This window comes from Paractinoplanes ovalisporus (genome assembly GCF_016834655.1).
Classification (GTDB): Bacteria; Actinomycetota; Actinomycetes; order Mycobacteriales; family Micromonosporaceae; genus Actinoplanes; species Actinoplanes ovalisporus.
Genome location: NZ_JAENHP010000002.1, coordinates 627,404 through 651,018, shown reverse-complemented (window position 1 = coordinate 651,018; position 23,615 = coordinate 627,404). Strand labels below are relative to the sequence as shown.

Genomic DNA, 23,615 nt, shown 5'->3' with positions numbered 1-23,615 from the left:
CGGGGAGGGGCCCGGCACAGTGAGCACAGGACGACCCCGCGACCCCGAAGTCGACCGCCGCATCGCCCGGGCCGCCCTCGACCTGTTCGGCGACGCCGGCTGGGCCGGGTTCGCGATGGAGACCGTGGCGCGCCGGGCCGGGGTCGGCAAGGCCTCGCTCTATCTGCGCTGGAGCAGCAAGGAAGCGCTGCTCACGGACGCCCTCACGTCGAGCCTGCCGCACGTCAGCGACGTCGACACCGGCACCCTGCACGGCGACCTGGTCGAGCTGGCGACCCAGATCCTCGACGTCTACGCCGGGCCGTCGAGCCGGGCCGCGCTGCGCCTGCAGCTCGAGGCGGCCAAGATCCCGGGCATCGCCGAGCACTACGCGGCCACCCGCGAGGCCCAGATCCTGGCCGCCCGGGGCATCGTGCGACGCGGCATCGCCCGGGGTGAGCTGCCCGCCGCCACCTCGGTGACCCTGCTGCTCAACACGGTGATCGGCGGCGCCATGATGCACGCGCTGACCACGCCGCCCGAGAAACGACCGGCCCTGGCCGGCGACACCGGCACCCACGCCCGCCGCCTGGTCGACTTCCTGCTGACCACGGTGGCCGCATGATGCCCCTCGAGCAGGTGCGGCCCGGGCTGTGGTCGATCCCGGTGCCGATCCCGGACAATCCGCTGCGCTACACCCTCACGTACGCGTTCCAGGACGCCACCGGGGTTCTCGTCGTCGACCCGGGCTGGGACTCCCCCGAGGGCCGCGAGGTGCTGACGGCCGCGCTGCGCGACCTGGGCGAGGTCACCGGCATCGTGCTCACCCACGTGCACCCCGACCACCACGGCCTGAGCGGATGGCTGCGCGAGCAGACCGGCGCCTGGATCGGCATGCATCCGGCCGAGGCGGAGTGGCTGCCCGCCCGCCGCTGGCGCGACCAGCCGCCCGACTTCAGCGGCCGGTGGCTGCGGCGCCACGGCGCTCCGGAAGACCTGCGTCTCACGCCCGACCGCCTCGACGAGCTGTTCGCGATGGCCGAGCCCGACCGCACGTTCGACGACGGTGACCTGCTGCCGCTGACCGGCCGCGAGCTGCGGGCGGTCTGGACGCCGGGTCACACGCCGGGCCATCTCTGCCTGCACGACGCGTCGGCCGGGGTGCTGCTCACCGGCGACCACCTGCTGCCGCGGATCAGCCCCAACATCGCCGTGCACCCGGGCGACGAGGGCGACCCGCTCACCGACTATCTGGCCTCGCTCGACCGGACGGCGAAGTTCGCCGACGAGGAGGCCCTGCCCGCCCACGAATACCGGTTTCGCGGCATCGACACCCGCGCCGCCGATCTGCGCCGGCATCACGAGGAGCGCGGCCACGAGATCCTGCGGGTCGTGGCGGAACTGGGCGAGCCGACCGCGTGGGCGGTGGCGGCCCGGCTCACCTGGTCACGCGGCTGGGACGCCCTGCGCGGCCTGATGCGCCGGATGGCCCTGGCCGAGACCGTGGCCCACCTGCATCACCTGGCCGCGACCGGCTCGGTGCGCCGCACCGGCACCGAGCCCGAACGCTGGAGCCGCTGACCGCTACGGCTTGCGGCCGATGCCGCCGTACGAGTCGTGGTGGGGCGCGTCGGCGTCGGCCCGCCAGCGCGAGACGGTGACCACGCCCGGGTCGACCAGCTCGAGGCCGTCGAAGAAGCGGGCGATGCGCTCGGGGCTGCGCAGGTGGTAGGTGTGGCCGCCCTCGCTGGAGACCTTGGCCCCCTCGACGATCTTCTCGCTCGTGTCGGTGCCGTCGTAGAAGGCGAGATAGCTGCCGGAGGGCAGCAGGTCGACCAGCCGCTTGACGATCGCCAGCGCCTCGTCGTCGTCGCCGACGTGACCCAGGATGCCCATCAGCATCAGGGCGATCGGCTGGTCGAAGTCGAGCGTGCGGGCCGCTTCCCGGTGGATCGTGGCGGTGTCGCGCAGGTCGGCGTCGATGTAGTCGGTGGCGCCCTCGAGGCCGCTGCTGAGCAGGGCCCGGGCGTGCACCAGCACGAGCGGGTCGTTGTCGACATAGACGATGCGGGACGCCGGCGCGACCCGCTGGGCCACCTCGTGGGTGTTGTTGGCGGTGGGCAGGCCGGTGCCGATGTCGAGGAACTGGCGGATCCCGGCGTCGCCGGCCAGGTAGGTCACGACGCGGACCAGGAAGGCGCGGCAGGCCCGGGCGTTTTCGGCGATGGCCGGGAACACCTCGAGGACGCTGTCGCCCACCTCGCGGTCGACGGCGTAGTTGTCCTTGCCGCCCAGCCAGTAGTTCCAGACCCGGGCGCTGTGCGGCACGCTCGTGTCCAGCTGCGGGGCGTCGTTGTCGGCGGTCATGGCCAAGGCCCTCCCGGGTTGCGCGGCGAGGGGGCCAGGGTAGACCACCCGACCAACCACTGTGGACCCTTCAGAAACTTTTGGTCGCGGAGATCGCGGCGCTCCGGATCGCGGCCGGCAGGGCGCCCAGGGCGGCCTCGAACCGGGTCCGGAACGTCATGACGTGGGTGACCAGCGCGTCCTCCAGGGCCGCGGCGTCACCGTCGAGAAGGGCCTGATGAGCCCGGCGGAACTCGGGGAGCAGTTCCCGCACCGGTTCCAGCGGGGCCCCGACGGCGGCCAGCAGGCGCATGCTCTCGGCCACCAACCGCCAGTAGATCGGGGTGATGTACGGGTTGGCGCACATCAGCAGCAGCCGGTCGTGGAAGCCGGCGTCGAAGTCGAGGTCGTCCGCGCTCGCGCCCGACCCGGCCGCGTCGAGGAAGTCGCCCAGTTCCTTGACGTCGCCGGGCCGGGCGTTGGCCGCCACCGAGGCCGCCACCACCCGCTCCACGGCCAGGCGCAGGTCGAGCAGGGGGCCGCAGTTGCGCACGTCGACGTGGGTCACGTACGTGCCGCGGCGGCCTATGACCTCGACCAGCCCGTCGCCGGCCAGGGCCCGGATCGCCTCGCGCAGAGGTGTCCGGCCCACGGCCAGCGACTCCATCAGGTCGGCCTCGACCAGCGACGAGCCGGGGGCCAGCCGCCCGCGCAGGATGAGGTCGCGCAGCTTGCGGTAGGCACGGTCGGACTCGGTCTGCCCCAGGGGGTGCCCGGTCGGGAGCAAAGTTTTCTCCAGGGAGGACAGGTCAGGCGATGGTCTGCCCGGCGTCGAGGAACAGTGTGCTCCCCGTGGCAAGCCGGGACTCGTCGGTGGCCAGGAAAACCGCCGCGCCGACGACGTCCTCGGGCACGCCGATGATCTGCAGGGGGATCATCCCGAGCCGGTACTCGCGGAACGCCGGGTCGGCGATGTCGTGCCGGTTCAGGTCGGTCTCGATCAGGCCGGGCGCGATCGAGTTGGCCCGGATGCCGTGCGGCGCCAGCTCCAGGGCCAGCTGGCGGGTCAGAAGCCGTACGCCGCCCTTGGCGCTGCAGTAGTGGGCCAGGTTGATGCCGGCCAGCTGCTCACTGGCCGACGACATGTTGATGATCACGCCCGACCTGCGCGGGACCATCCGCTTGGCCGCCTCCTGGGCGCAGAGGAAGTACCCCTTCAGGTTGATCGACATGATCTCGTCCCACTCGTCCTCGGTGATCTCGAGGAACGGGGTCCGCTTGAGCACCGCGGCGTTGTTCACCAGCACGTCGATCCGGCCGAAACGCTCCTCGGCCGCGTCCATCAGGTTCCGGACGTCGGCCGACGAGGACGTGTCGCCTTGGACGGCGAGCGCCGACCCACCGGCGTCCTCGATCTGCTTGACGACGGCGGCCGCCGCGTCGGAGTCCGAGCGGTAGCCGACCACCACCGAGGCGCCCTCGGCCGCGTACCCGAGCGCGATGGCCTTGCCGATGGACCTCGAAGCGCCGGTGACGACGCAGACCTTGCCCGACAGTCTCATGCATTTCCCTTCACGACGTGAGCACCGGTGATCAGGCCGACGACCTCTTCGGGGGTCGTGTCGGCCGTGCGGAGGAGGGCCTGCTGCGACCCCTGGCGGAGCACCAGGATGTCGTCGGCGACGGCCCACACGTGTTCCATGTTGTGACTGATGACGAGCTGGCCGATGTTGCGTTCCCGCTTGATCGTGTTGAGGACCCGCAGCACCTCGCCGCTCTCCTCCACGCCGAGCGCGGCCGTCGGCTCGTCGAGAATCAGGACCCGGCGGGCCCAGTACGCGGCCCGGGCGATCGCCACGCACTGGCGTTGCCCGCCGCTCATCTTGGAGATCTCCTGGCCGTCGATGCCGGGGATCCGGATGTGCAGCTCGGACACCGATTCCTTGGCGACCCGGGCCATCTTGCGTTTGCGCACCACGGCGAACGGGCCCAGCCAGGACGGCGTGACCAGCTCGCGCCGCAGGAAGAAGTTGCCGGCCACGTCCAGGTTGGGCACCAGCGCCAGGTCCTGGAACACCGCTTCGATGCCGGCCCGGTGCGCGTCGCGCGGGTTCGAGAACGTGACCGGTTCGCCGTCCAGGCGCAGCCCGCCCGTGCTGGGCGCGAACATCCCGGTCAGGATCTTGACCAGCGTGGACTTGCCGGCGCCGTTGTCCCCCACGACCGCGAGCGTGCGGCCCGCGCTCAGGCTGAAGCTCACACCCTTGAGAGCCTTCGTTGCGCCGTACGTCTTGGTGACGTCGTCGACCTCAAGAATCGCTGTCATGGGCCATCCCCGCGGTGTCCTTGACGATCTCCCCGCCGCGGATGACCACGGGGAGGTTGGCGCCGTTCGCGAGCAGCTTCACGTCGTCCAGCGGTGAGCCCGCGACGAGCACGAGGTCGGCCCGCTTGCCGGCCTCGATCGTGCCGACGCTGTCCTGCAGCCGCATCAGCCGGGCGTTGTCCCGGGTCGCGCTGAGGATGGCCTTGGCCGCGCCCATCAACTCGGCCTTGAGCGCGATCTCGAGGCCACGGCCGGTCTGGTCGGGGCCGACCAGGTCGGAACCGGAGCCGATGCCGACGCCCTTGGCCGAGGCGATGCGCACCGCCCGCCGGCTGCCCTCGATGATCTGGTTGATGTCCGTCCGCTGGTCGGGTGTCAGCGCCGGGTCGGCCTCGATGATGCCGAGGATCTGCAGGGTCGGCACCAGCCACACGTCGCGGCGCAGCATCTCGTCCGCGATCTCGTCGTTGACCTGGCTGCCGTGCTCGATCGAGCGCACCCCGGCCGTGATCACCTGCATCAGCGCCGCCTCGGAGTGGCAGTGGGCCAGCACGTACGTGCCCCAGGCCTGTGCCACCTCGACCGCGGCCCGGATCTCGTCGAACTGGAACTGGGAGTGCGTCCAGTGGTCGGTCGGCGAGAGCACCCCGCCCGAGGTGAACATCTTGAGCTGCGTCGCGCCCTTGCGGAGCTGTTCCCGCGCGACCCGCCGCACCTCGTCGGCGCCGTTGACCACCTCGGGCCGGGCCACCAGCCCCGGGATGGAGGCGCCGCGGTGCACCGCCTCGTGGGCCTCGCGCAGGTCGCCGTGCCCGCCGATCTGCGAGATGACCGAGCCCGAGGGCAGGATCTTCGGGCCCCGGATCTGGCCGGCGTCGACCGCCCGGGCGAAGGCCGGGTCGAGCCCGCCCGCGTCGCGGACCGTGGTGAAGCCCTCGAGCAGGGTGTCCTCGATGACGTCCTTGACCCGCAGCACGTGCGAGATCCAGGAGCCGTCGCCGTGGTCGCCGGCCGGGCCGATGAGCGCCATGTGCACGTGGGCGTCGAGCAGGCCGGGCAGCAGGGTGTGCCCGGCGCCGTCGATGACGGTCGTGCCCGGTTCCACCGCGCGCCCCGCCGGGCGGAGGCCGACGATGCGGCCGGCCTCCACCTCGACGTCGACGTGCTCCTGGACGCTCTCGTCGGTGCAGGTCATCACCGACGTGTCGCGAACGATGAGCCGTGTCACTTCATGTACTCCTGGTTGCAGAAGGCCAGGTCGTTCTTGCTGGTGTCGTAGTGCGACGGGCCGATCTGAATGGCCTTCTCGCCGCTGCCGCCCTTCAGTGCGAGCGCGGCGGTCATGGCGTCGATGCCGTACTGGGCCAGCGGGTCGAGGGCCGCGAAGGGGATCTCGCCGCTCTTGACCGCGGCGATGCCGGCGTCGCCGCTGACCGACTCGGTGACGACCTTGACCTTGTCCTGCAGGTTGAGCTGCTTGACCACGCGGATGACGGCCAGGGCCATGTCGTCGTTGTGCGTGACGATCACGTTGACCTCGGGGTGGCTGGGCAGCAGGCTCTGCGCCAGCGACGCCGCCTTGGCCGCGTCCCAGGCCGCGTCCTGGCTCACCACGATCTCGCCCGAGGTGCCCATGCCCTCCTTGGTGCCGGCCATGATGTCCTCGGCCGTGCCCGAGCCGAGCGCGCCGGTCAGCTCCATCACCTTGGCATTGGGCACGTTGTCGGCGATCCACTTGCCGGTGGCGACGCCCGAGCCCTTGAAGTCGTAGTAGGCGCTGCCCAGCAGGTCGTCGGCGCTGACGTCGTCGCCGGGGTTGTTCCAGAACAGATAGATCGGGATGCCGGCCGCCTTGGCCGCACGCACCTCGGACTGCGCGGACTGCGGGAACGCCGACCACAGCATGATCATGTCGACGCCCTGGCTGATCGCGGACTGCACGTTGCGCAGCTCGTTCTCGACGTTGTAGGCGCTGCTGCTGTCGGCCCAGGTGTGCCCGCCGGCGGCGAGGACCTGCTTGACGCCGCTGAAGGCGCACTGGGACTGGGTGCCGGTGAGCACGCCGTTGATGAGGGCGACCTTGAGCTTCTCGCCGGAGGCGGACGCGGAACCGGCCGCCACGGGTTCGTCGGAGGAGCCGCCGCAGGCCGCGACGGTGAACATCAGGGCCGCCACCGCGGCCGCGGAAAGGAATTTCTTCATGAGGGGACTCCCGGATCAGGCGAGGGTGTTGACGAGTCGCAACTTTCCGGAGCGGACTTGATCGACGATCGCGGCGACCACCACGATCGCCCCGGTGACGACGTTGGTGACGGACCCGGACACGTTCATCAGCGCGAGCAGGCTGCCGATCGAGATCAGCAGCACGACGCCGATGAGGGTGCCCGCGACCGTGCCGCGGCCGCCGCTGAAGCTGGTGCCGCCGATGACCGCGGCCGCCAGCGCCTGGAGCTCGTAGCCCGTCCCGATGGTGGGCGAGCCGGTCCCGGCCCGGGCCATCAGCGTGATCCCGGCGATGCCCACCGTGACTCCCGCGATGACGTAGGCCAGAAGCTTGACCTGTTGCACCCGGATGCCGGCCAGGAACGAGGCGCGTTCGCTGCCGCCGAGTGCATAGACGTGCCGTCCGAACCGGGTGCACCGCAGCAGCAGGACGAACAGCAGCGCGACCACGATCAGGGTGATGACGACGTTGGGGACGGAGAAGGTGCTGCCCAGCCCGTACTCCTCCAGGTTGTTGCCGATGGAGAACGGGCGCCCGGACGAGACGAGCAGGGCCAGGCCCAGATAGGCGGTGCTGGCCCCGAGCGAGACGATGAACGGGGTCACCTTGAACACGGCCACGACCAGTCCCTGCAGGCCGGCCGCGACCACGCCGGTGAGCACCCCGGCGGCCAGGCAGAGCGCCACCGGGTCACCGGCCATGAGCATGGTGCCGGTGACCGCGGTGACCAGCGAGACCTCGGCCCCGATGGCGAAGTCGATGAGCCCGGCGATCAGCAGCAGGGACGTGCCGCAGGCGAGGATGCCCAGCACCGCGCACTGGATGAGGATCTCGCGCAGGTTGCGGGCGGTGCCGAAGAACGGGTTGACCACGCTCGCGATGATCAGGAACAGCGCGACGATCCACAGGGCGCCCGGAACGTGGCTCAGCGGCTTCCGGGCGACGTCCGGCACCCTCGCCGCCAGGCTGGTCATGCCTCGTAGCCGTAGATCGTGCGGGCCGCGGCCGGGGTGACGTAGCCGGCCGCCACGTCGCGGGCCACGGCGTCGGGGTCACGCTCGGCCGGGTCACCGTAGCCACCGCCGCCACCGGTCATCAGCCGTACGGTGTCGCCGCGGTTGAGCCTCGTCCGGTTGACCTTCATGATGCGGCGCTCGTCGTCGCGGCCCGGGTTGATGATCAGGTCGGGCGCGGCGCCGGCCGAGCCGCCCTCGATGCCCCAGGCCGGCGTCTGCGAGCGGTCCAGCCACAGGCTGAGGTCGCAGTCGTCGAGCAGCATCGTGTATTCGCGGACGACGCCGCAGCCGCCGCGGTATTTGCCGGCGCCGCCGGTGTCGGGCCGGAACGCGTACTCGTTGATGGTGGCCGGGAACTTGGTCTCGAACACCTCGATCGGCATGTCCTTGAACGCGCCGGACATCGCCCAGATCATGCCGTCGGCGCCGTCGTTGTGCGGCGCGCCGCCCCATCCCCCGACGTGCGGTTCATTTTCGATGAACCGGTTTCCCGTACGGGGATCCGTCCCGGAGAACTGGAGGATCATGCCGTCGCCGTAGTGGCCGGCCGCGGCCAGCTCGGGCATGACGGGCGACAGCGCCTTGACGATCAGGTCGACCAGCAGGCCCAGCGGCGTGAAGTAGAACTGGCACGGCGACGGTTCCTGCGCGCCCAGCACCGAACCGGGGCGCACCTTGACGTCGAGGGCCGCGAACGTGCCGCCGTTCACCGGCTGATCGGGGTTGACCAGGTATTTGAAGCCGAGCCGGCAGGCCGAGACGGTCTGCACGGCGCCGCAGTTCATCGGCCCGCGCACGGCGTCGTCGGAGCCGGTGACGTCGATGGTCATCGAGTCGCCGGCCACCTCGATGACGACCTCCACCCGTACGGGAACGCCTGAGATGCCATCGCTGTCGAGACAGCCCTCCGCCGTGTAGGTCCCATCCGGGATCTTCGCGATGCCCTCACGGTTCTGCGCCTCGGACTGGGCGAACATGACCTCGGCGGCGGTGTCGACCACCTCGCGCCCGTAGCGGTCGTAGAGCTCGACCAGCCCGCGGCGGCCCAGTTCGGCCACCACGAACTGGGCCCGCAGGTCACCGGTGCACGAGACCGGGAAGCGGGTGTTGCCGACGATCAGTTCGATGACGTCCGTACGCTCGGCGCCGCCCTGCACGATCTTCATCGGCTTGATCCGCAGGCCCTCCTGCTGGATCTCGGTCGAGTCCATGGCGACGCCCGGGTCCTTGCCGCCGATGTCGAGCCAGTGCGCCCGCGACGCCACGAACCCGGCCAGGTCGCCCTGGTAGAACAGCGGCGCATAGACGGTGACGTCGTGCGGGTGGGTGCCGGAGATGTACGAGTCGTTCATGATCCAGATGTCGCCGTCCTGCCACGCGTCGCGGCCGAACATCTCCTCGGTCACCTTCGTGCAGTGTTCGAGGTTGCCCAGGAACAGCGGGATGCCGGAGGACTGGCCGAGCACCCGGTGCCGGGCGTCGATGATCGCGACGGCCGAGTCCTTGCTCTCGTAGATGACCGGCGAGAAGGCCGACCGTACGAGGCCGTTGTTCATCTCCTCGGCGACGGCCAGGAAGGAGTTGCGGATGATCTCGTTGGTGATCGGATCGGAGACGGTCATCGGGCGGCGTCCTTCGTGAGGATCAGGGCGTGGAAACCGTCGACCGCCACCGCCCAGCCGGGCGGCACGATCGTCACGGAGGTCGGTTCGTCGATGATCAGCGGGCCGGTCAGGCGCTCGCCGACCTTGAGCTCGTCGCGGTCGACACGCGCGGTCTCGTGCTCCCGGCGGCCGAAGATGACCGTCTGGGTGGGCAGCTTCCGCTGAGGCGCTTCCTCGGCCTCGCTCGCCTCGACCGTGGGGAAGTCCACGTCGGCCAGCAGCGTGAGCCGGGCCGTGGTGACCTCGAGGGGCGCTCCCGGGCTGGCGTGGCCGTAACGGCGCCGGTATTCCTCGTGGAAGTCCGTTGCCAGATCTGTTTTCCCGAGCGCCATCGTGATCGTGTGCTCCTGGCCGGCATAGCGGGTGTCCAGCTGGCGGCGGAACTCGACGGCCCCCGCTTCGACGTTCTCGGTGCGCAGGGCCTCGCGGGCGTCGGCTTCGAGCGGCGCGAACGCCTCGTCCAGGTCGGCCGGGGTCAGGCCGTCGAGCTTGCGGAACCAGCTGCGGGTGAAGTCCTGCCGCAGCGGCGACTGCAACATGCCCCAGGCCGAGAACGCGCCCGGCAGGGCCGGCACGACCACCTCGGCGATCCCCAGGGCCTCGGCCAGCGCGGCCGCGTGCAGGGCGCCGGCGCCACCAAAGGCGACCAGCGAGAAGTCGCGGGGCTCGATGCCGCGCTCGACCGTGATGGCCCGGATCGCCTGCGCCATCTTGGCGTTGATGACATCCACGATGCCTTCGGCCAGGGCGTACGGGTCGAGGCCGAGCCGGCCCGCGAGCGCGGTCATGCTGCTCCTGGCGGCGTCGACGTCGAGGCGCATCTTGCCGCCGAGGAACGCGCCCGGGTCGATCCGGCCGAGCAACAGGTTGGCGTCGGTGACGGTGGGCTGGGTGCCGCCGCGGCCGTAACAGGCCGGGCCGGGCACGGCGCCGGCGCTCTCGGGGCCGACGCGCAGGCCACCCGCCTCGACGTAGGCGACCGAGCCGCCGCCGGCGCCGATCGTCTTGATGTCCACGACCGACATCAGGGCCGGGAAGCTCTCCATGTCGGCGTGCGGCAGGATCTCGGGTTTGCCGCCGACGATCAGGCTCATGTCGAAGCTGGTGCCACCCATGTCGACGCAGATCAGGTTGTCGCGGCCGGTGCGGGCGGCCAGCACCTCGCCGCCGGCGGCGCCGCCCACGGGGCCGGAGAAGAACGTCTGCAGCGGCTGGGTGCGGGCCTTGGCGATGCCGATGATGCCGCCGTTCGACTGCATCACGCGTACGGGGGCCGAGATGCCCTCGTCGGCGAGACCCTTCTCGAGGCGGGAGAGGTAATCCCGTACGGTCGGGCCGCTGTACGCGCTGAGCACGGCGGTGGAGGTGCGCTCGTACTCGCGCCACTCCCGCGCCGCCTCGTGCGACATCGTGATCGTGACGCCCGGGAGGGCCGCGCTCAGATAGTCGGCGGCGGCCTGCTCGTGGCGGCCGTCGAGGTAGGAGAAGAGAAAGGCGATCGCGACCGAGCGGATGCCCTCCTGCCGGATGTACGCGGCGGCGTACTCGAGGTCGGCCGGGTCGAGCGGCGCGACCTCCGCGCCCTGCCAGTCCAGCCGCCCACCGATCTCGATCTTGTCGGGCTTGGCCACCAGGGGCGCCGGCCGCACGTGGTGGATGTTGAAGATGTCGAGGCGGTGGCCGCGGGCGATGAAGTAGCTGTCGCCCACGCCGCGGGTGGCCAGCAGCGCGACCCGTTCGCCGCGGCGCTGCAGCAGAGCGTTGAGGCCGACCGTGGTGCCGTGCACGAACGACCGGACGGCGTCCGGGTCGCCGACGACCGCGTTCATCGCGTCGACCACACCCCGGACGAGGTCGTCCGGCGTGGTCGGTGACTTGCCGGTGCGGAACTGTCCGCTCGTTTCTTCGTAGACGACGACGTCGGTGAACGTTCCGCCGATGTCGACCGCGACCCGGAATTGCTCGGACATGAAACTCCTCCGTGCTGTCTTTGGGTGTGCGGAGTTTTGGGTGTGCGGGGTCGGACGGCCCTGGTCGGGTCGCTCAGATGAAGGGATGTGTCGCAGTTGTCGTTATGGAGCCGGCCGTCCGTCAGGGACCGCGCGTGGTGGGCCTGCAATGCGCGCTTCGCGCAATGCACGCTTCGTCAGGAGGCGAGTTCGGAGAGCTCCGCGCCTCGGCGGGTGGCGGCCATGACCGCCTCGAACAGTGCGTCACGCACGTTGTGACGCTCGATCTCCCGGAAGGCGCTGATCGTGGCGCCGCCACGACTCATGATCGCCTCGCGCAACTCGACCGGATGCGCTCCGGAATCGCGCAACAGCGTCGTTGCGCCCACCATCGTCTGCACGAGCAGCTCACGGGCGACCGGCTGCGCGACCCCCGCGTAGACGCCCGCCTGCGTCAGCACCTCGACGATGAAATACAGATAGGCCGCCCCGTGACCGGACAGAGCGCTCACCGCGTCCTGCTGGTCCTCGGGAAGCCGGACAACCCGACCGCCGGCGCGCAACAGCGCCTCGGCGGAGTCCATGTCGTTCCCGGTGGCGTGGCGGCCCGCCGAGATCACGCTCATCGCCTGGTCGACCATGAGCCCGGTGTTGGTCATGACCCGCACCACGCGCGGCCCACGCCGGTCGTCCTCCTCGGCGCGGAACTCCCCCGACGCGGGTTCGTCCTTCTCGCCGCGGCGCTTCTCCAGAACGGCGGTCGTGATGCCGGCCGCCAGGGAGACAACCAACTGGTTGGTTCGAACGGCGGCGAGCGCCGGGCCGATGTCCTGCGGTTTGGTCGCCAGCACCACGATCGACGCCCGGCGGGTGGCCTCGGCGTTGTCGAGCAGCACCTCACACGGCAACTCCTCGCGAAGCCGGGCCGCATGCTCCTCGCGGCGCACCGTGACGATCAGCTTGTCGGCCGGGTGACCGGCCCGGATCAGCGACTCGGCGAGAGCGCGCCCGACGGTTCCGGCGCCCAGGATCGCCACGCGCTCGGCGCCAGTCGATTCCACTGCGGACTCCGACTTCGCGCCGGGATCTGGAGTAACAGAGGGGTGCGAGGACGCGGCGGGAGCCGACGGCACGGCGGGCTGCGACGGCATGGCCGGGTGCGGCGTCACGGCAGGCTCCGGAGGATCGAGGGGGCGGTCATCAAACCGGGCAGGCGCGTGGTGAAACTGCCGATGTGGTCGCGCATGAGGAGTTCGGCGCGGTCGGCGTCCCGTACGGCGAAAGCCTCCAGAAGCTCCCGCAAACCGCCCAGCATGTCGTCGTGCGAGCCGGCCACGTCGCGGCGGCGGGCGATCGTCATCATGCCGTTGAGCTGGGCGATGTATTCGCGCATGCGCTCGTTGCCGCAATGTTCGGCGATCGCGCGGTGCAGCTCCTGATCGAGCGCCTCCAGCTCGCCGGGCTCCTCGATGCGGGCCAGGCGGGTGCGGAAGTCCTCGATCAGCTCCATCGGCATGTGCCCGGCGGCGACCCGCGCGGCGAAGCTCTCCAGGAGCCAGCGCAGCTGGTTGACCTCCAGGTAGTCCTGCACCGAGAGGGTCGCCACGCGCGCCCCGCGGCCGGGGATGTCGGTGACCAGCCGGTCGGCCGCGAGCCGGGCGATCGCCTCGCGCACCGGCGACCGTGAGGTGCCGAACTCCTGCGCGATCTCGAGCTGGTTGAGCACGGCGCCCTCGGCGTAACGACCGTCGAGAATCCGGTCGCGCAGCATGTTGTAACACCGCTGGGCCTCGCTCGAGTACTGGCCGCTCACTGGTGTCTCCCCTGCTCCTCGGCTTGTAGGAAGCACCGTACTCGCTGATATATTACGTGTCGACATCGTGTCGACAGAAAGTTTGTTAACGGGTCCCGGGGGTTCCAGCGGTGCCGAACAGCCTTGAAGTGAGTGCCATCGATTCCCACACGGCCGGCGAGCCGACCCGGGTGATCACCGGCGGCCTGCCCCCGCTGACGGGTGTGACCCTGGCCGAGAAACAGGCTTCCCTGTACGCATCGTGGCCCGACCTGATCGGCATGGTGGTGGGCGAACCACGTGGTCACGCGCCGTCCCACGCGACAGTCGTGCTGCCGCCCACGCGTCCCGACGCCGACCTGTCCCTGCTGATCCTCTCGGCGCTGGGCCCGCTCGAGATGTGCGGTCACGCCCTGATCGGCACGGTCACCACGCTGCTCGAGACCGGCCTTTACCAGTCACCGACCCTGCGGATCGAGACCCTGGCCGGCCTGATCACGGCGCACGCGACCGTCCACGACGGCGAGGTCACCCACGTACGTTTCCAGGGCGCTCCCTCGTACGTGGAACACGACAACCTGCCCGTCGACGTGCCCGGTTTCGGGGTGGTGCCGGTGTCGCTGGTCTACGGCGGCCTCTGGTACGCGGTGGTCGACGTGGCCGCGATCGGGATGACGATCCACCTCGACCACGTCAACGCCCTGGTCACGGCCGGTTCCCGCATCCGCGCGGCATTGCCCCGGCGGGTCCCGCAGACACTGTTCGTCGCCGACGGACTGGTCAACATGGCCACGTCGGACGAGCTGGGTTTCGACCGCTCCCCCTGCGGCACCGGCACCTGCGCCCGACTGGCCCTGATGCACGCGCGCGGCGAGCTGGCCCCCGGCGAGTCGCGCGAGTTCACCAGCATCACCGGAACCCGTTTCACCGGTCGCATAGCCTCCGCAACCGACGACCGGGTCCATCCCGAGATCTCCGGTTCGGCCTGGCTGACCGCCCGCACGACGCTGCTCTTCTCCCCCACCGACCCGCTGCGCGCCGGCTTCTTCGTCCCCGCCGTCGACCGCGCGAGCGTCCCTGGCACCGGGCGGTTAAGCGGCCCCGGGCCGGGCATGCGCTTGGCATGACTTCTCCATTCGCAGTGGTGACCGGCGCGTCCAGTGGTATCGGCTACGAGCTGGCCAAGCAGTTCGCGATGCACGGCTACGACCTGCTCATCTGCGCCGAGGACAACGGGATCGAAGAGGCCGCGGCCGACCTGCGCCGCGACGGGCGGACGCAGGTGACGGCCGTACGGGCGGACCTCGCGCACTTCGAGGGCGTGGAGCACCTGTACGCGGTGATCCTCGAGACCGGCCGGGACGTCGACGCCATCGCGCTCAACGCGGGCCGCGGCATCGGCGGCGACTTCACCCGGCAGACCGACCTGCGCGACGAACTCAACGTGATCGACGTCAACGTCACGTCGACCGTGCACCTGGCCAAGCGGGTGCTGCCCGGCATGGTCGCCCGCAACGCCGGCCAGGTGCTGTTCACCTCGTCGATCGCGTCGATGATGCCGGGCACCTACCAGGCCGTCTACAACGCCTCGAAGTCGTTCGTGCAGTCGTTCGCCGAGGCGCTGCGGGCCGAGCTGAAGGACACCGGCGTGACGGTCACGTCGCTGATGCCCGGCCCGACCGACACCAACTTCTTCCACCGCGCCGACATGGACGACACCAAGGTCGGCGCGAGTGAGAAGGACGACCCGGCCGTGGTCGCCAAGCAGGGCTTCGAGGCCATGCAGAAGGACAAGGAGAGGGTCGTCGCCGGTTCGGTGAAGACCAAGGTGCAGGGCGCCTTCTCCAAGGTGATGCCGGACAGCCTGAAGGGCGAGATGCACCGCCGCATGGCCGAGCCGGGCTCGGGCCGCGACGACAAGAGCGACCAGAACTAACCGACGATGAGGGCCTGCGGGGCCGCCTGTTTCATCCGGCCCCGCAGCCAGAGCAGCTGGATCGACGTCTCGGCGGCGCCGGCCGAGACGACCTCGGACAGCGCCTCGTCGCGCAACCCCTGCGCGGCCTGGCCCACGAGCGCCCAGGCGACGTCGCACTCGGCCGCCATCAGATAGAGGTCCTGCAGATCACGCAGCAGCGCCAGCCCGCCGCTGCGACTGCCGTGGAACAGCGTCGAGTGCAGCCGTTCCGGTTCGTCCGGCGCCTCCTCCGAGTAGCGCTCGGCGAACGGGTGCAGCGACGAGGCCCGCTCCCGGCAGATCCCGGCCTGCTGCGCGCTGATGCTCGCGATGTCCACCTCGTCCCGGTGCGCCTCGCCGACCTCCAGCAGCGCGCCGGCCAGCGCGTCCTGCGCCCGGTGGAGCAGACCCAGATAGTGCGCGAGGTGCATGGTCACGACCCCGCTTTCCGTACGCGTACCGCGGCCAGCTTGAACATCGGCTGTTTGGAGACCGGGTCCCAGGTCGTGCGGGTGAGCTCGTTGGCCGCCTGCTCCGCATAGTGGAAGGGCACGAAGACCGTTCCGGGCCGGATCCCGCACAGCCGGGCCGGCGCCTCGATCGCGCCGCGCGGCGACTCGATCCGCACCACGTCGCCGTCGGCGATCCGCAAGGCCCCGGCATCCGACTCGTGCAGCTCCACCCAGACCGAGGGGGCGTGACGGTCGAGCTCCGGCACCCGGCCGGTCTTGGTGCGGGTGTGGAACTGCCAGACCGTACGGCCGGTGACCAGCCGCATCGGGTACTCGGCACCCGGCACCTCGGGCGCCGGCCGGTAGTCGGTCGCGAGCAGGAACGCCCGTCCGTCACCGGAATGCTCGGAGGCGGGCCGCTCGGCGCCGGTGCTCAGCTCCTGCCCGTAGGTCTCGCAGTAGCCGGACCGGGTGTTGAAGACGCCGTCGGTGTAGAGGCGCTCGCCACCCCATTGCAGGCCGGAGCCGCCGCGCAGCTTGTCGTAGGTGATGCCGGTGTAATCGCAGGGCCGTCCGGCCGAGCAGCGCTGCCAGGCCGCGTACGCCGATTCCGCGTCGTGCCACGTCACGAGCGGCGCGCCGGCGTTGTCACGGAAGTCCATGCGGGCCGCGTAGTCGAGAAAGATGTCGAGGTCGGCGCGGGCCTCCCCCGGGGGTTCGACGGCCTTCTCGCTGAGGTGCACGGTCCGGTCGGCGTTGGTGAACGTGCCGGTCTTCTCGCCCCAGGTCGCGGCGGGCAGCACCACGTCGGCGAACTCGGTGGTCGCGGTGGGGAAGATGTCCTGCACCACCACGAACAGGTCGGGCCGGGACAGGATGCGCCGCACCCGGGCCAGGTCGGGCAGGGAGACGGCCGGGTTCGTGCCGCTGATCCAGAGCATCCTGATCGAGCCCTGTTCGGCGTAGCGCCAGATCTGCATGGCGTGGGTCGGCGGCGCCCAGTGCGGGATGGTGGCCATGTCCACGTTCCACAGTGCGGCCAGATCCCGTACGTGGGAAGGGTTGTCCCAGTTGCGGAAGCCGGGCAGGTCGCCGTCGGCGCCGGTCTCGCGGGTGTTCTCGGCCGTGGGCTGGCCGTTCATCTGCAACACACCGGCGCCGGGCCGGCCGATCATGCCGCGCAGCAGGTGCAGGTTGTTGACCGCGACCGCCGACGCGGTGGCCTGATGCGACTGGTAGAAGCCCTGCAGCACGGTCGACAGCAGCCGCTTCGCGCCGCCCAGCAACTCCGCGGCCCGTTCGATGCCGGCCGGCGGCAGGTCGCAGATCTCCGCCACCCGGGCGACCGGATAGGCGTCCACGACCCGTTCGAGATCGTCGATCCCCTGGGTGTGGGCGGTGATGTAGGAACGGTCCACCCAGCCCCGCCGCAGCAGGATGCGGAGCAGACCGTTCATGAGGGCCAGATTGGTGCCGGGCCGGATCGGCAGGTGCACGTCGGCCTCGCGGGCCACCGGGGTCTCGCGGGGATCGACCGCCAGCATCGCCGGTGGCGAGCTTCCACGCCGCCGGTCGAGCATCCGCATCCAGAGCACGGCCTGCGTCTCGGCGACGTTGTGCCCCCACAGCGCGATCGTGTCGCAGTGGTCGACGTCGGTGTACGAGCCGGGCTGACCGTCCGTACCGAAGCTGGCCTTGAGCGCCGCGGCCGAGGTGGCCGTGCACAGGCGGGTGTTGCCGTCCATGTGCGGGGTGCCGAGTCCGGCCTTCCCGATCACGGCCAGCGTGTAGTAGTCCTCCAGGAACAGCTGCCCGCTGGTGTAGAAGCCGATCTCGAGGGGTTTCAGCTCGGACGACCGCCGCACGATGCGGCTCATCGCGTCGTCCCAGCCCGTCTCGACCAGCTTTCCGTCGCGCCGGACGAGAGGGCGGGTCAACCGGTCGGGGCTTGCGTTGGCCTGCCAGCCGTGGACGTCCTTGGGGTCGAGGCGTCCCCGGTTCACGCGGTCGCTCTCCCGGCCGCGAACACCGACGATCCGATTTCCCCGTACGCCGATGTCGATCCCGTCTCCGTTGGAGTGCAACAAGGAGGCGGTCTGCACCCAGCGCTCCGGCTCCTCGACCGTGTGCCGGTCGACGCGCGCGGGCCAGGGCTGCCCCGGGGCGTACGGGGTGCGCACGCCCCAGGGATCGCTCGGGATCACGGTTTGAGGACCACCTTGATGCAGCCGTCCTCCTTGTTCTTGAAGATGTCGTAACCGTGCGGAGCCTCCTCCAGCGGGAGGCGGTGGGTCGTCAGGTCGTCGACGCCCAGTGGGTCGTCGTCGCCGGTGAGCAGGGGCAGGATGTCGTCGACCCAGTGCTTGACGTGGGCCTGGCCCATCCGCATCGTGATGCCCTTGTCGAACAGGTCCATCATCGGGAACGGGTCGGCCTCGCCGCCGTAGACGCCGATGATCGAGATGGTGCCGGAACGGCGTACGGAATCGAAGGCCGTCCGCAGCGCCCCCATCCGGTCGACGCCGAACTTCTCGGTCGCCTTGCGGGCCAGGGGGTCGGGGAGCATGCCGGCCGCCTTCATCGCCGCCGACTGGAACGGGGTGCCGTGCGCCTCCATGCCGACGGCCTCGATCACCGAGTCGGCGCCGCGTCCATCGGTCATGTCCCGTACGGCGTCACCGATGTCCTCGATCTTGTCGAAGTTCAGCACCTCGATGCCGTGGCGCTCGGCCATGGCGATGCGCTCGGGCACGTTGTCCACGGCGATCACCCGGTCGGCGCCGAGGTGCCGCGCGATCCGGGCCGACATCTGGCCGATCGGGCCGAGCCCGGTGACCAGAACCGTTCCGCCGGGCTCGATGTCGGCCCACTTCGCCGCCTGCCACGAGGTGGTCAGCACGTCGGAGAGGAACAGGTAGCGCTCGTCGGGGTGGCCGTCCGGCACCTTGATCGGCCCGAACTGCGCCTGCGGCACCCGCAGGTATTCGGCCTGACCGCCGGGCACCTGACCGTAGAGCTTGGTGTAACCGAACAGCGAGGCGCCCTTGTTCTGCGACTTCACCTGCGTGGTCTCGCACTGCGCGTAGTAGCCCTTGCGGCAGAACCAGCAGTGCCCGCACGAGATGTTGAACGGGATCACCACGCGGTCGCCGGGTTTGATGTGCGTGACGTCGGCGCCGACCTCCTCGACGATGCCCATCGGCTCGTGGCCGAGGATGTCGCCGGCGTCGATGTACATGCCCAGCACGTCGTACAGGTGCAGGTCGGAGCCGCAGATCGCGGTCGACGTCATCCGCACGATCGCGTCGGTCGGCTCCTGGATGACCGGGTCGGGGACGGTCTCGACCGAGACCTTGCCGGTGCCCTGCCAGGTGAGTGCCCGCATGAGTTCGCTGCCTCCTAGGAGTTCGTCAGAGTCGTGCGTTTCGCCTCGGCCAGGTCGGCCAGCCGGGCCAGAGCCTCGGTGTTGCGGCCGTGCAGGACGAGGTCGTTGATCTTGTTGCGCAGCCCGAGCAGCGGTCCGGCCCGGAAGTCCTCCTCGATGACCACCCGGGTGCTCGCGGTGCCGACCGGTTCGAGCCGGATGTGCACCTCGGCCTCGCCGAGCGGCCACAGCCCGGCCCGCAGGTGCAGCTCGCGGTCCGGGGTCACCGCGACGACCGTCGAGGTGTCCTTCAACGAGAGCGGCCAGGGGCCGGCCTTGTGGTGCAGCTGGGATCCGGGGGCCGGCCAGGCCGCGTCCACGTCGCGGATGTGGGCCGTGCCGACCACCCAGTCGCTGTAGGTCCAGCCGTCGGCCAGCACGGCGAACACCTGCTGCGGGGTCGCTTCGATGATGCGTTCGGTCCTTGCCACAACGGCCGGATACCCGGGGACCGGCAGGGTATGCAGACGGTCCATGAGCTCACGCGTAGTTGTGGTGACCGGGGCGTCCAGCGGCATCGGCCGCGCGGCGGCGCGGGCGTTCGCGGCCCGGGGCGACCGGCTGGTGCTGGCCGCCCGCAGCGAGGACGGTCTGCGGCAGACCGACGGCGACGCCCTGATCGTCCCGGCCGACGTCACCCGCCGGGACGATCTCGAGCGGGTCCGGCGCGCGGCGGTCGAGCGGTTCGGCCGGATCGACGTCTGGGTCGACACGGCCGCGGTCATGGCGTACGGGAAATTCGAGGATGTGCCGGCCGAGGTGTTCGACCGCGTGGTCACCACCGATCTGCTCGGCCCGGCGAACGTCGCCCGTACGGCGTTACGGCAGTTCCGCGACCAGGGCCACGGCACGCTCATCCTGGTCGGGTCGCTGCTCGCGCACGTCGCCGTGCCGTACATGTCGTCCTACATCACCTCGAAGTGGGGCGCCCGCGGGCTGGCTCGCGTTCTGCGCCAGGAGACCCGCGACAACAAGCACATCCACGTCTGCTCGGTGGCGCCGGGCAGCGTCGACACGCCGATCTACACCAGCGCCGCCAACTACGCCGGATTTGTCGGCCGCCCGCCGCCTCCGGTCGACACCGCCGACCGGGTCGCGGCCCGCATCGTCCGCCAGGCCGACCGGCCCAAGCCCGAGGTGTCGGTGGGCGCCACGAACCGGCTGATCGAGTTCGGTTTCCACGCGCTGCCCGCCCTCTATGACGCGCTGGTCACGCCGCTGATGCGCCACGGTGGCCTGTCCCGCCAGGAGATCGCCCACCACGACGGCAACGTCTTCGCGCCGAAGCCGCGGGTGGAGGGCGGCCCGGGCCGCTGGGGCCGGGCCCGGATCGGCGTCGCGGCCGTTGCGGTGACTCTGGTCGGAGGCGCCGCCGCGAACCGTTTGCTTAGCCGCAAGAATCCCGGGTAACCGCCAGCCCGTGCTGATGGTCGACCCCCTGCCCGGTACGGGCGCCACCGCCGAACGATTCCGCAAACTGGCCGAGATGGGCCGCGAGGACCCGGTCGCCGCCCGCCTGGGCGAGGGCCACGCCGACGCGGCCGCCATCCGGGCCGAACTGGGCGACGGCCCGCTCGCTGACGACGAACGCTGGGGCGTGTGGGCCGCGGTCCCCAAGTCGCTGCGGGCCACGAGAACGGACGACGGCTGGCGGGTCGACGGCGAGCGGCCGTGGTGCTCCGGCGCCGCCTGGTGCACGCACGCGCTGGTCACGGCCGAGGCCGACGACGGGATCCGGCTGTTCGCGGTCGTCAACGAGCCACCTGCGGCCGTTCCGCTCGACGGCACCTGGCCCGCGGTCGGGATGGCCGCCAGCGACAGCCGCACGATCCGTTTCACCGACGCGCCCGCCCGTCCGGTCGGGGTTCCCGGCGCGTACGTGAACCGGCCCGGCTTCTGGCACGGCGGGATGGGCGTGGCGGCGTGCTGGTACGGCGGTGCGCTGGGCATCGCCGACCTGCTGCACGAGAAGGCGGCCGGCCCGCACGCGCTGGCCCACCTGGGCGCGGTCGACGTGGCCCTCGGGGCGGCGCGGGCGGTGCTGGCCGAGGCCGCCGCGACGATCGACGCCGAGCCCACCGTCATCCAGCATCGGCTGGCGCTGCGCGTACGGGCGACGGTCGAGGCCGCCGCCACCGAGGTGATCGACCGGGTGGGCCGCGCGCTCGGGGCCGGGCCGCTCAGCCGCGACGAACGGCACGCCCGCCGCGTCGCCGACCTCACCGTCTATCTGCGACAGAGCCACGCCGAAGCCGACCTCGAACAGCTGGGCCGCCTGGTGCAGGAGTCGAAGTCGCCATGGTGAGGAAAGCCGCGGCTCCGATCGACCGCACAGGCCGCTCAGCAGAGATCGCCGTGGTGAAGGCTCCGGCCGACCGCTCAGGGGAGATCGCCGTGGTGAAGAGGATCGTTTCCGGGGAGGGACGACTGTGGTGAAGCCGATTGTCATCGCCGAGGGGACGCCCGAGGAGCGCTGGCGGGAGTGGCCGGAGCCCGCCCGCTGGCCGGAACTGCCGCTCACCGACGCCGGCACCCCGCTGATCGTCGCCCCGCACCCCGACGACGAGATCCTGGGCGTGGCCGGCCTGATGGCCACCCTGGGCCGGGCCGAACTGGTCGCCGTGACCGACGGCGAGGCCTCGCACCCCGGCTCGACCGTGCACTCGCAGACCGACCTGGCCCGGATCCGCCGCGCCGAGACCGACGAGGCCCTGCGCCGCCTGGGCCTCGGCGACGACACCGTCATTCATCGGCCCGGCCAGCCCGACGGCAAGATCGATGAGGAGCCGCTGGTCGAGCTGCTGACCGGCCTGCTGTCGCCCGGGCGGTGGTGCCTGGCCACGTGGCGCGAGGACGGCCACCCCGATCATGAGGCGGTCGGACGGGCCGCCGCCCGGGCCTGCGCGGCCACCGGCGCGGTGCTGCTGGAATACCCGATCTGGACCTGGCACTGGTCCACTCCCGGTGACACGCGCGTGCCCTGGGACCGGGCGTGGCGCGTCCCTCTCGGGCAAAACGCCCGGAAGGCCAAGCGGGCCGCGATCGAGGCCTTCCCGAGCCAGATCGCGCCCCTCGGCCCCGCCCCGGCCGACGCCGCCATCCTGCCCGCGCACGTCCTGGCCCGGTTCGACCGCCCGTACGAGGTCGTCTTCCGCCCCGCAGTCGACGGCGGCCCGGCCGCGGTTCGGAACAAGACCGACGGCCCGGCCCAGGTTCGGAACGGGACCGCTCGATGAGCACGCCGACCAGCTATTTCGAGCAGATGTACGCCCGCAGCAGCGACCCGTGGAGCTTCGCCACCCGCTGGTACGACGCGCGCAAGCACGCCCTCACCGTGGATTCGCTGCCGCGCCGCCGCTACCGGTCGGCATTCGAACCTGGCTGCTCGACCGGCATGCTGACCGCCCGTCTGGCCGAGCGCTGCGACCACCTGCTGGCCGTCGACGCCGTCCCGGCCGCCGTCGAGCAGGTCCCGGCCCGCGACAACGTCATCGCCCGCACCGCTCGCATCCCGCACGAGTGGCCGGACGGGACGTTCGACCTGGTCGTGCTCTCCGAGATCGGCTACTACTTCGACGACCACGACCTGGCCACGCTCATCGAGCGCACGGTCACGTCGCTGGAGCCCGGCGGCGACCTGGTCGCCGTGCACTGGCGGCACCCGGTCGACGAGCACGCCCGCCTCGGCGACGACGTGCACGAGCTGCTCGGGGCGGTGCCAGGGCTGGCCCGGCAGGCCCGCCACGAGGAGGCCGACTTCCTCCTCGAGGTCTTCACCCGGGTCCCGCCCGCCCCGCGTTCCGTGGCACAGACCGAGGGCCTGGCGTGACCGGACGCCGCGGCACGGTCAAGGGCCCGGCGTGACACGGTCCCGCGGCACGGGGCGCGGGTCGGGCGTGACGAACGACGGGTCCCACGGCACGGTGGTCATCTCGCGGCGCAGGATCCAGCGGGCCAGGGTCTCGACCAGCCACGGCCCGCGCACCTGCTCGCGTTCGTAGCCGAGCAGCCGCCCCCACGGCCCCCGCACGACGACGGCCTCGGTCAGCTCGTCCTCGAACGCCACGTCGACGATCCGGCCCAGGTAGCGGCCGTCCTCGTCGTGGATGCGGCGGCCCAGGAAGTCGCTAGCCCTCGGCACGGTCGGCTCCCGGGATGCGCCCGATCAGGTGCTGGTCGAGCCACGCCTCCAGCGCCGGGGGCGTGAGCAGTGCGCGCTTGATCGACAGGTGCACCGCCGAGTCGACCAGAGCCACCAGCCCGTACGGGATCCGGCGCGGTTCCGCCCCACCGGTGGTCGCCGTGATCCACCGGCCGAGCACACCCCCGAACCGGCCACCGAGCGCGCTCTGCCCGGTCAGCAACGCCGTGACGTGCCGGGCGTCGTCCGAGAGCTCCACGTCGTCGACCTTGCCGACCGGCACCCCGTCCCGGTCGACGATCTGACGGTCGAGCAGATCGAACCCGATCAGCAGCCGCATCCAAC

The 23,615-nt window shown here is 71.1% G+C and carries 25 protein-coding genes; 8 read left to right on the top strand and 17 right to left on the bottom strand.

Annotation, left to right across the window (positions count from 1 at the left end):
* Positions 1-19 precede the first annotated feature (19 nt).
* A complete protein-coding gene (locus tag JIG36_RS09030; RefSeq protein ID WP_203375555.1) occupies positions 20-604 on the top strand; it encodes a TetR/AcrR family transcriptional regulator in 585 nt (194 codons plus the stop codon).
* Positions 601-1,560 carry an MBL fold metallo-hydrolase gene (locus JIG36_RS09025; RefSeq protein WP_203375554.1) on the top strand — a complete coding sequence of 320 codons (960 nt, stop codon included), beginning with the start codon at positions 601-603 and terminating at the stop codon, positions 1,558-1,560. Before JIG36_RS09030 ends, JIG36_RS09025 begins: the two co-directional genes overlap by 4 nt.
* A gap of 3 nt (positions 1,561-1,563) precedes the next feature.
* Here the strand turns inward: JIG36_RS09025 and JIG36_RS09020 are convergent, their stop codons facing one another.
* The 11 genes from JIG36_RS09020 to JIG36_RS08970 form a co-directional block, all read right to left on the bottom strand.
* On the bottom strand, positions 1,564-2,346 hold the full coding sequence (locus JIG36_RS09020) for an SAM-dependent methyltransferase (protein ID WP_203375553.1): 783 nt from the start codon (positions 2,344-2,346) through the stop codon (positions 1,564-1,566).
* Positions 2,347-2,416: 70 nt separating this feature from the next.
* Complete coding sequence (locus JIG36_RS09015) at positions 2,417-3,112, bottom strand: GntR family transcriptional regulator (RefSeq protein ID WP_203375552.1); 696 nt, start codon at positions 3,110-3,112, stop codon at positions 2,417-2,419.
* Between the two features lie 22 nt (positions 3,113-3,134).
* Positions 3,135-3,887 carry an SDR family NAD(P)-dependent oxidoreductase gene (locus JIG36_RS09010; RefSeq protein WP_203375551.1) on the bottom strand — a complete coding sequence of 251 codons (753 nt, stop codon included), beginning with the start codon at positions 3,885-3,887 and terminating at the stop codon, positions 3,135-3,137.
* Positions 3,884-4,651: an ATP-binding cassette domain-containing protein gene (locus tag JIG36_RS09005; RefSeq protein WP_203375550.1), complete on the bottom strand. Its 768-nt coding sequence runs from the start codon at positions 4,649-4,651 to the stop codon at positions 3,884-3,886. The genes JIG36_RS09010 and JIG36_RS09005 overlap by 4 nt, the downstream gene beginning before the upstream one ends.
* Complete coding sequence (locus JIG36_RS09000) at positions 4,635-5,879, bottom strand: metal-dependent hydrolase family protein (RefSeq protein WP_203375549.1); 1,245 nt, start codon at positions 5,877-5,879, stop codon at positions 4,635-4,637. Before JIG36_RS09000 ends, JIG36_RS09005 begins: the two co-directional genes overlap by 17 nt.
* Entirely contained in the window at positions 5,876-6,853 is a 978-nt protein-coding gene (locus JIG36_RS08995; RefSeq protein WP_203375548.1) for a sugar ABC transporter substrate-binding protein, read from the bottom strand. Before JIG36_RS08995 ends, JIG36_RS09000 begins: the two co-directional genes overlap by 4 nt.
* A 15-nt stretch (positions 6,854-6,868) precedes the next feature.
* Positions 6,869-7,849: an ABC transporter permease gene (locus JIG36_RS08990; RefSeq protein ID WP_203375547.1), complete on the bottom strand. Its 981-nt coding sequence runs from the start codon at positions 7,847-7,849 to the stop codon at positions 6,869-6,871.
* Positions 7,846-9,513, bottom strand: coding sequence for a hydantoinase B/oxoprolinase family protein (locus JIG36_RS08985; protein ID WP_203375546.1), 1,668 nt, complete (start codon positions 9,511-9,513; stop codon positions 7,846-7,848). Before JIG36_RS08985 ends, JIG36_RS08990 begins: the two co-directional genes overlap by 4 nt.
* Entirely contained in the window at positions 9,510-11,525 is a 2,016-nt protein-coding gene (locus tag JIG36_RS08980; protein WP_203375545.1) for a hydantoinase/oxoprolinase family protein, read from the bottom strand. Before JIG36_RS08980 ends, JIG36_RS08985 begins: the two co-directional genes overlap by 4 nt.
* Before the next feature lie 176 nt (positions 11,526-11,701).
* Positions 11,702-12,565 (bottom strand): pyrroline-5-carboxylate reductase, encoded by an 864-nt coding sequence (proC, locus tag JIG36_RS08975; protein ID WP_307872631.1) that lies wholly within the window; start codon positions 12,563-12,565, stop codon positions 11,702-11,704.
* A gap of 104 nt (positions 12,566-12,669) precedes the next feature.
* Entirely contained in the window at positions 12,670-13,317 is a 648-nt protein-coding gene (locus JIG36_RS08970; RefSeq protein ID WP_203375544.1) for a GntR family transcriptional regulator, read from the bottom strand.
* 128 nt (positions 13,318-13,445) lie between these two features.
* Between JIG36_RS08970 and JIG36_RS08965 the strand changes: the two genes are divergently transcribed.
* Positions 13,446-14,423, top strand: coding sequence for a proline racemase family protein (locus JIG36_RS08965; RefSeq protein ID WP_203375543.1), 978 nt, complete (start codon positions 13,446-13,448; stop codon positions 14,421-14,423).
* Positions 14,420-15,232, top strand: a complete 813-nt coding sequence (locus tag JIG36_RS08960) for an SDR family NAD(P)-dependent oxidoreductase (protein ID WP_203375542.1) — start codon at positions 14,420-14,422, stop codon at positions 15,230-15,232. Before JIG36_RS08965 ends, JIG36_RS08960 begins: the two co-directional genes overlap by 4 nt.
* Here JIG36_RS08960 and JIG36_RS08955 read toward each other — a convergent pair.
* Genes JIG36_RS08955 through JIG36_RS08940 form a run of 4 tightly spaced genes read right to left on the bottom strand, consistent with a single transcriptional unit; the run spans position 15,229 to position 19,605 of the window.
* Positions 15,229-15,684, bottom strand: coding sequence for a hypothetical protein (locus tag JIG36_RS08955; RefSeq protein ID WP_203375826.1), 456 nt, complete (start codon positions 15,682-15,684; stop codon positions 15,229-15,231). The genes JIG36_RS08960 and JIG36_RS08955 overlap by 4 nt on opposite strands.
* A gap of 2 nt (positions 15,685-15,686) precedes the next feature.
* Complete coding sequence (locus JIG36_RS08950; RefSeq protein WP_203375541.1) at positions 15,687-17,909, bottom strand: molybdopterin oxidoreductase family protein; 2,223 nt, start codon at positions 17,907-17,909, stop codon at positions 15,687-15,689.
* Positions 17,906-19,090, bottom strand: coding sequence for a zinc-dependent alcohol dehydrogenase (locus JIG36_RS08945; protein ID WP_203375540.1), 1,185 nt, complete (start codon positions 19,088-19,090; stop codon positions 17,906-17,908). Before JIG36_RS08945 ends, JIG36_RS08950 begins: the two co-directional genes overlap by 4 nt.
* A 14-nt stretch (positions 19,091-19,104) precedes the next feature.
* On the bottom strand, positions 19,105-19,605 hold the full coding sequence (locus JIG36_RS08940) for an SRPBCC family protein (protein WP_203375539.1): 501 nt from the start codon (positions 19,603-19,605) through the stop codon (positions 19,105-19,107).
* Between JIG36_RS08940 and JIG36_RS08935 the strand changes: the two genes are divergently transcribed.
* The 4 genes from JIG36_RS08935 (at position 19,604) to JIG36_RS08920 (ending at position 22,958) form a co-directional block, all read left to right on the top strand.
* Positions 19,604-20,539, top strand: a complete 936-nt coding sequence (locus tag JIG36_RS08935) for an SDR family NAD(P)-dependent oxidoreductase (RefSeq protein WP_203375538.1) — start codon at positions 19,604-19,606, stop codon at positions 20,537-20,539. The genes JIG36_RS08940 and JIG36_RS08935 overlap by 2 nt on opposite strands.
* A 16-nt stretch (positions 20,540-20,555) precedes the next feature.
* Positions 20,556-21,434: an acyl-CoA dehydrogenase family protein gene (locus tag JIG36_RS08930; protein ID WP_203375825.1), complete on the top strand. Its 879-nt coding sequence runs from the start codon at positions 20,556-20,558 to the stop codon at positions 21,432-21,434.
* Positions 21,435-21,558: 124 nt separating this feature from the next.
* The gene (locus tag JIG36_RS08925) at positions 21,559-22,365 is read left to right on the top strand and encodes a PIG-L deacetylase family protein (protein WP_307872630.1); all 807 of its coding nucleotides are present in this window, start codon (positions 21,559-21,561) and stop codon (positions 22,363-22,365) included.
* Complete coding sequence (locus JIG36_RS08920; RefSeq protein ID WP_203375537.1) at positions 22,362-22,958, top strand: class I SAM-dependent methyltransferase; 597 nt, start codon at positions 22,362-22,364, stop codon at positions 22,956-22,958. The genes JIG36_RS08925 and JIG36_RS08920 overlap by 4 nt, the downstream gene beginning before the upstream one ends.
* An 18-nt stretch (positions 22,959-22,976) precedes the next feature.
* Here JIG36_RS08920 and JIG36_RS08915 read toward each other — a convergent pair whose 3' ends face one another.
* Both JIG36_RS08915 and JIG36_RS08910 read right to left on the bottom strand, forming a co-directional pair.
* Complete coding sequence (locus tag JIG36_RS08915; RefSeq protein ID WP_203375536.1) at positions 22,977-23,270, bottom strand: PRC-barrel domain-containing protein; 294 nt, start codon at positions 23,268-23,270, stop codon at positions 22,977-22,979.
* Positions 23,257-23,610: a PRC-barrel domain-containing protein gene (locus JIG36_RS08910; protein WP_203375535.1), complete on the bottom strand. Its 354-nt coding sequence runs from the start codon at positions 23,608-23,610 to the stop codon at positions 23,257-23,259. Before JIG36_RS08910 ends, JIG36_RS08915 begins: the two co-directional genes overlap by 14 nt.
* Between the last annotated feature and the right edge of the window lie 5 nt (positions 23,611-23,615).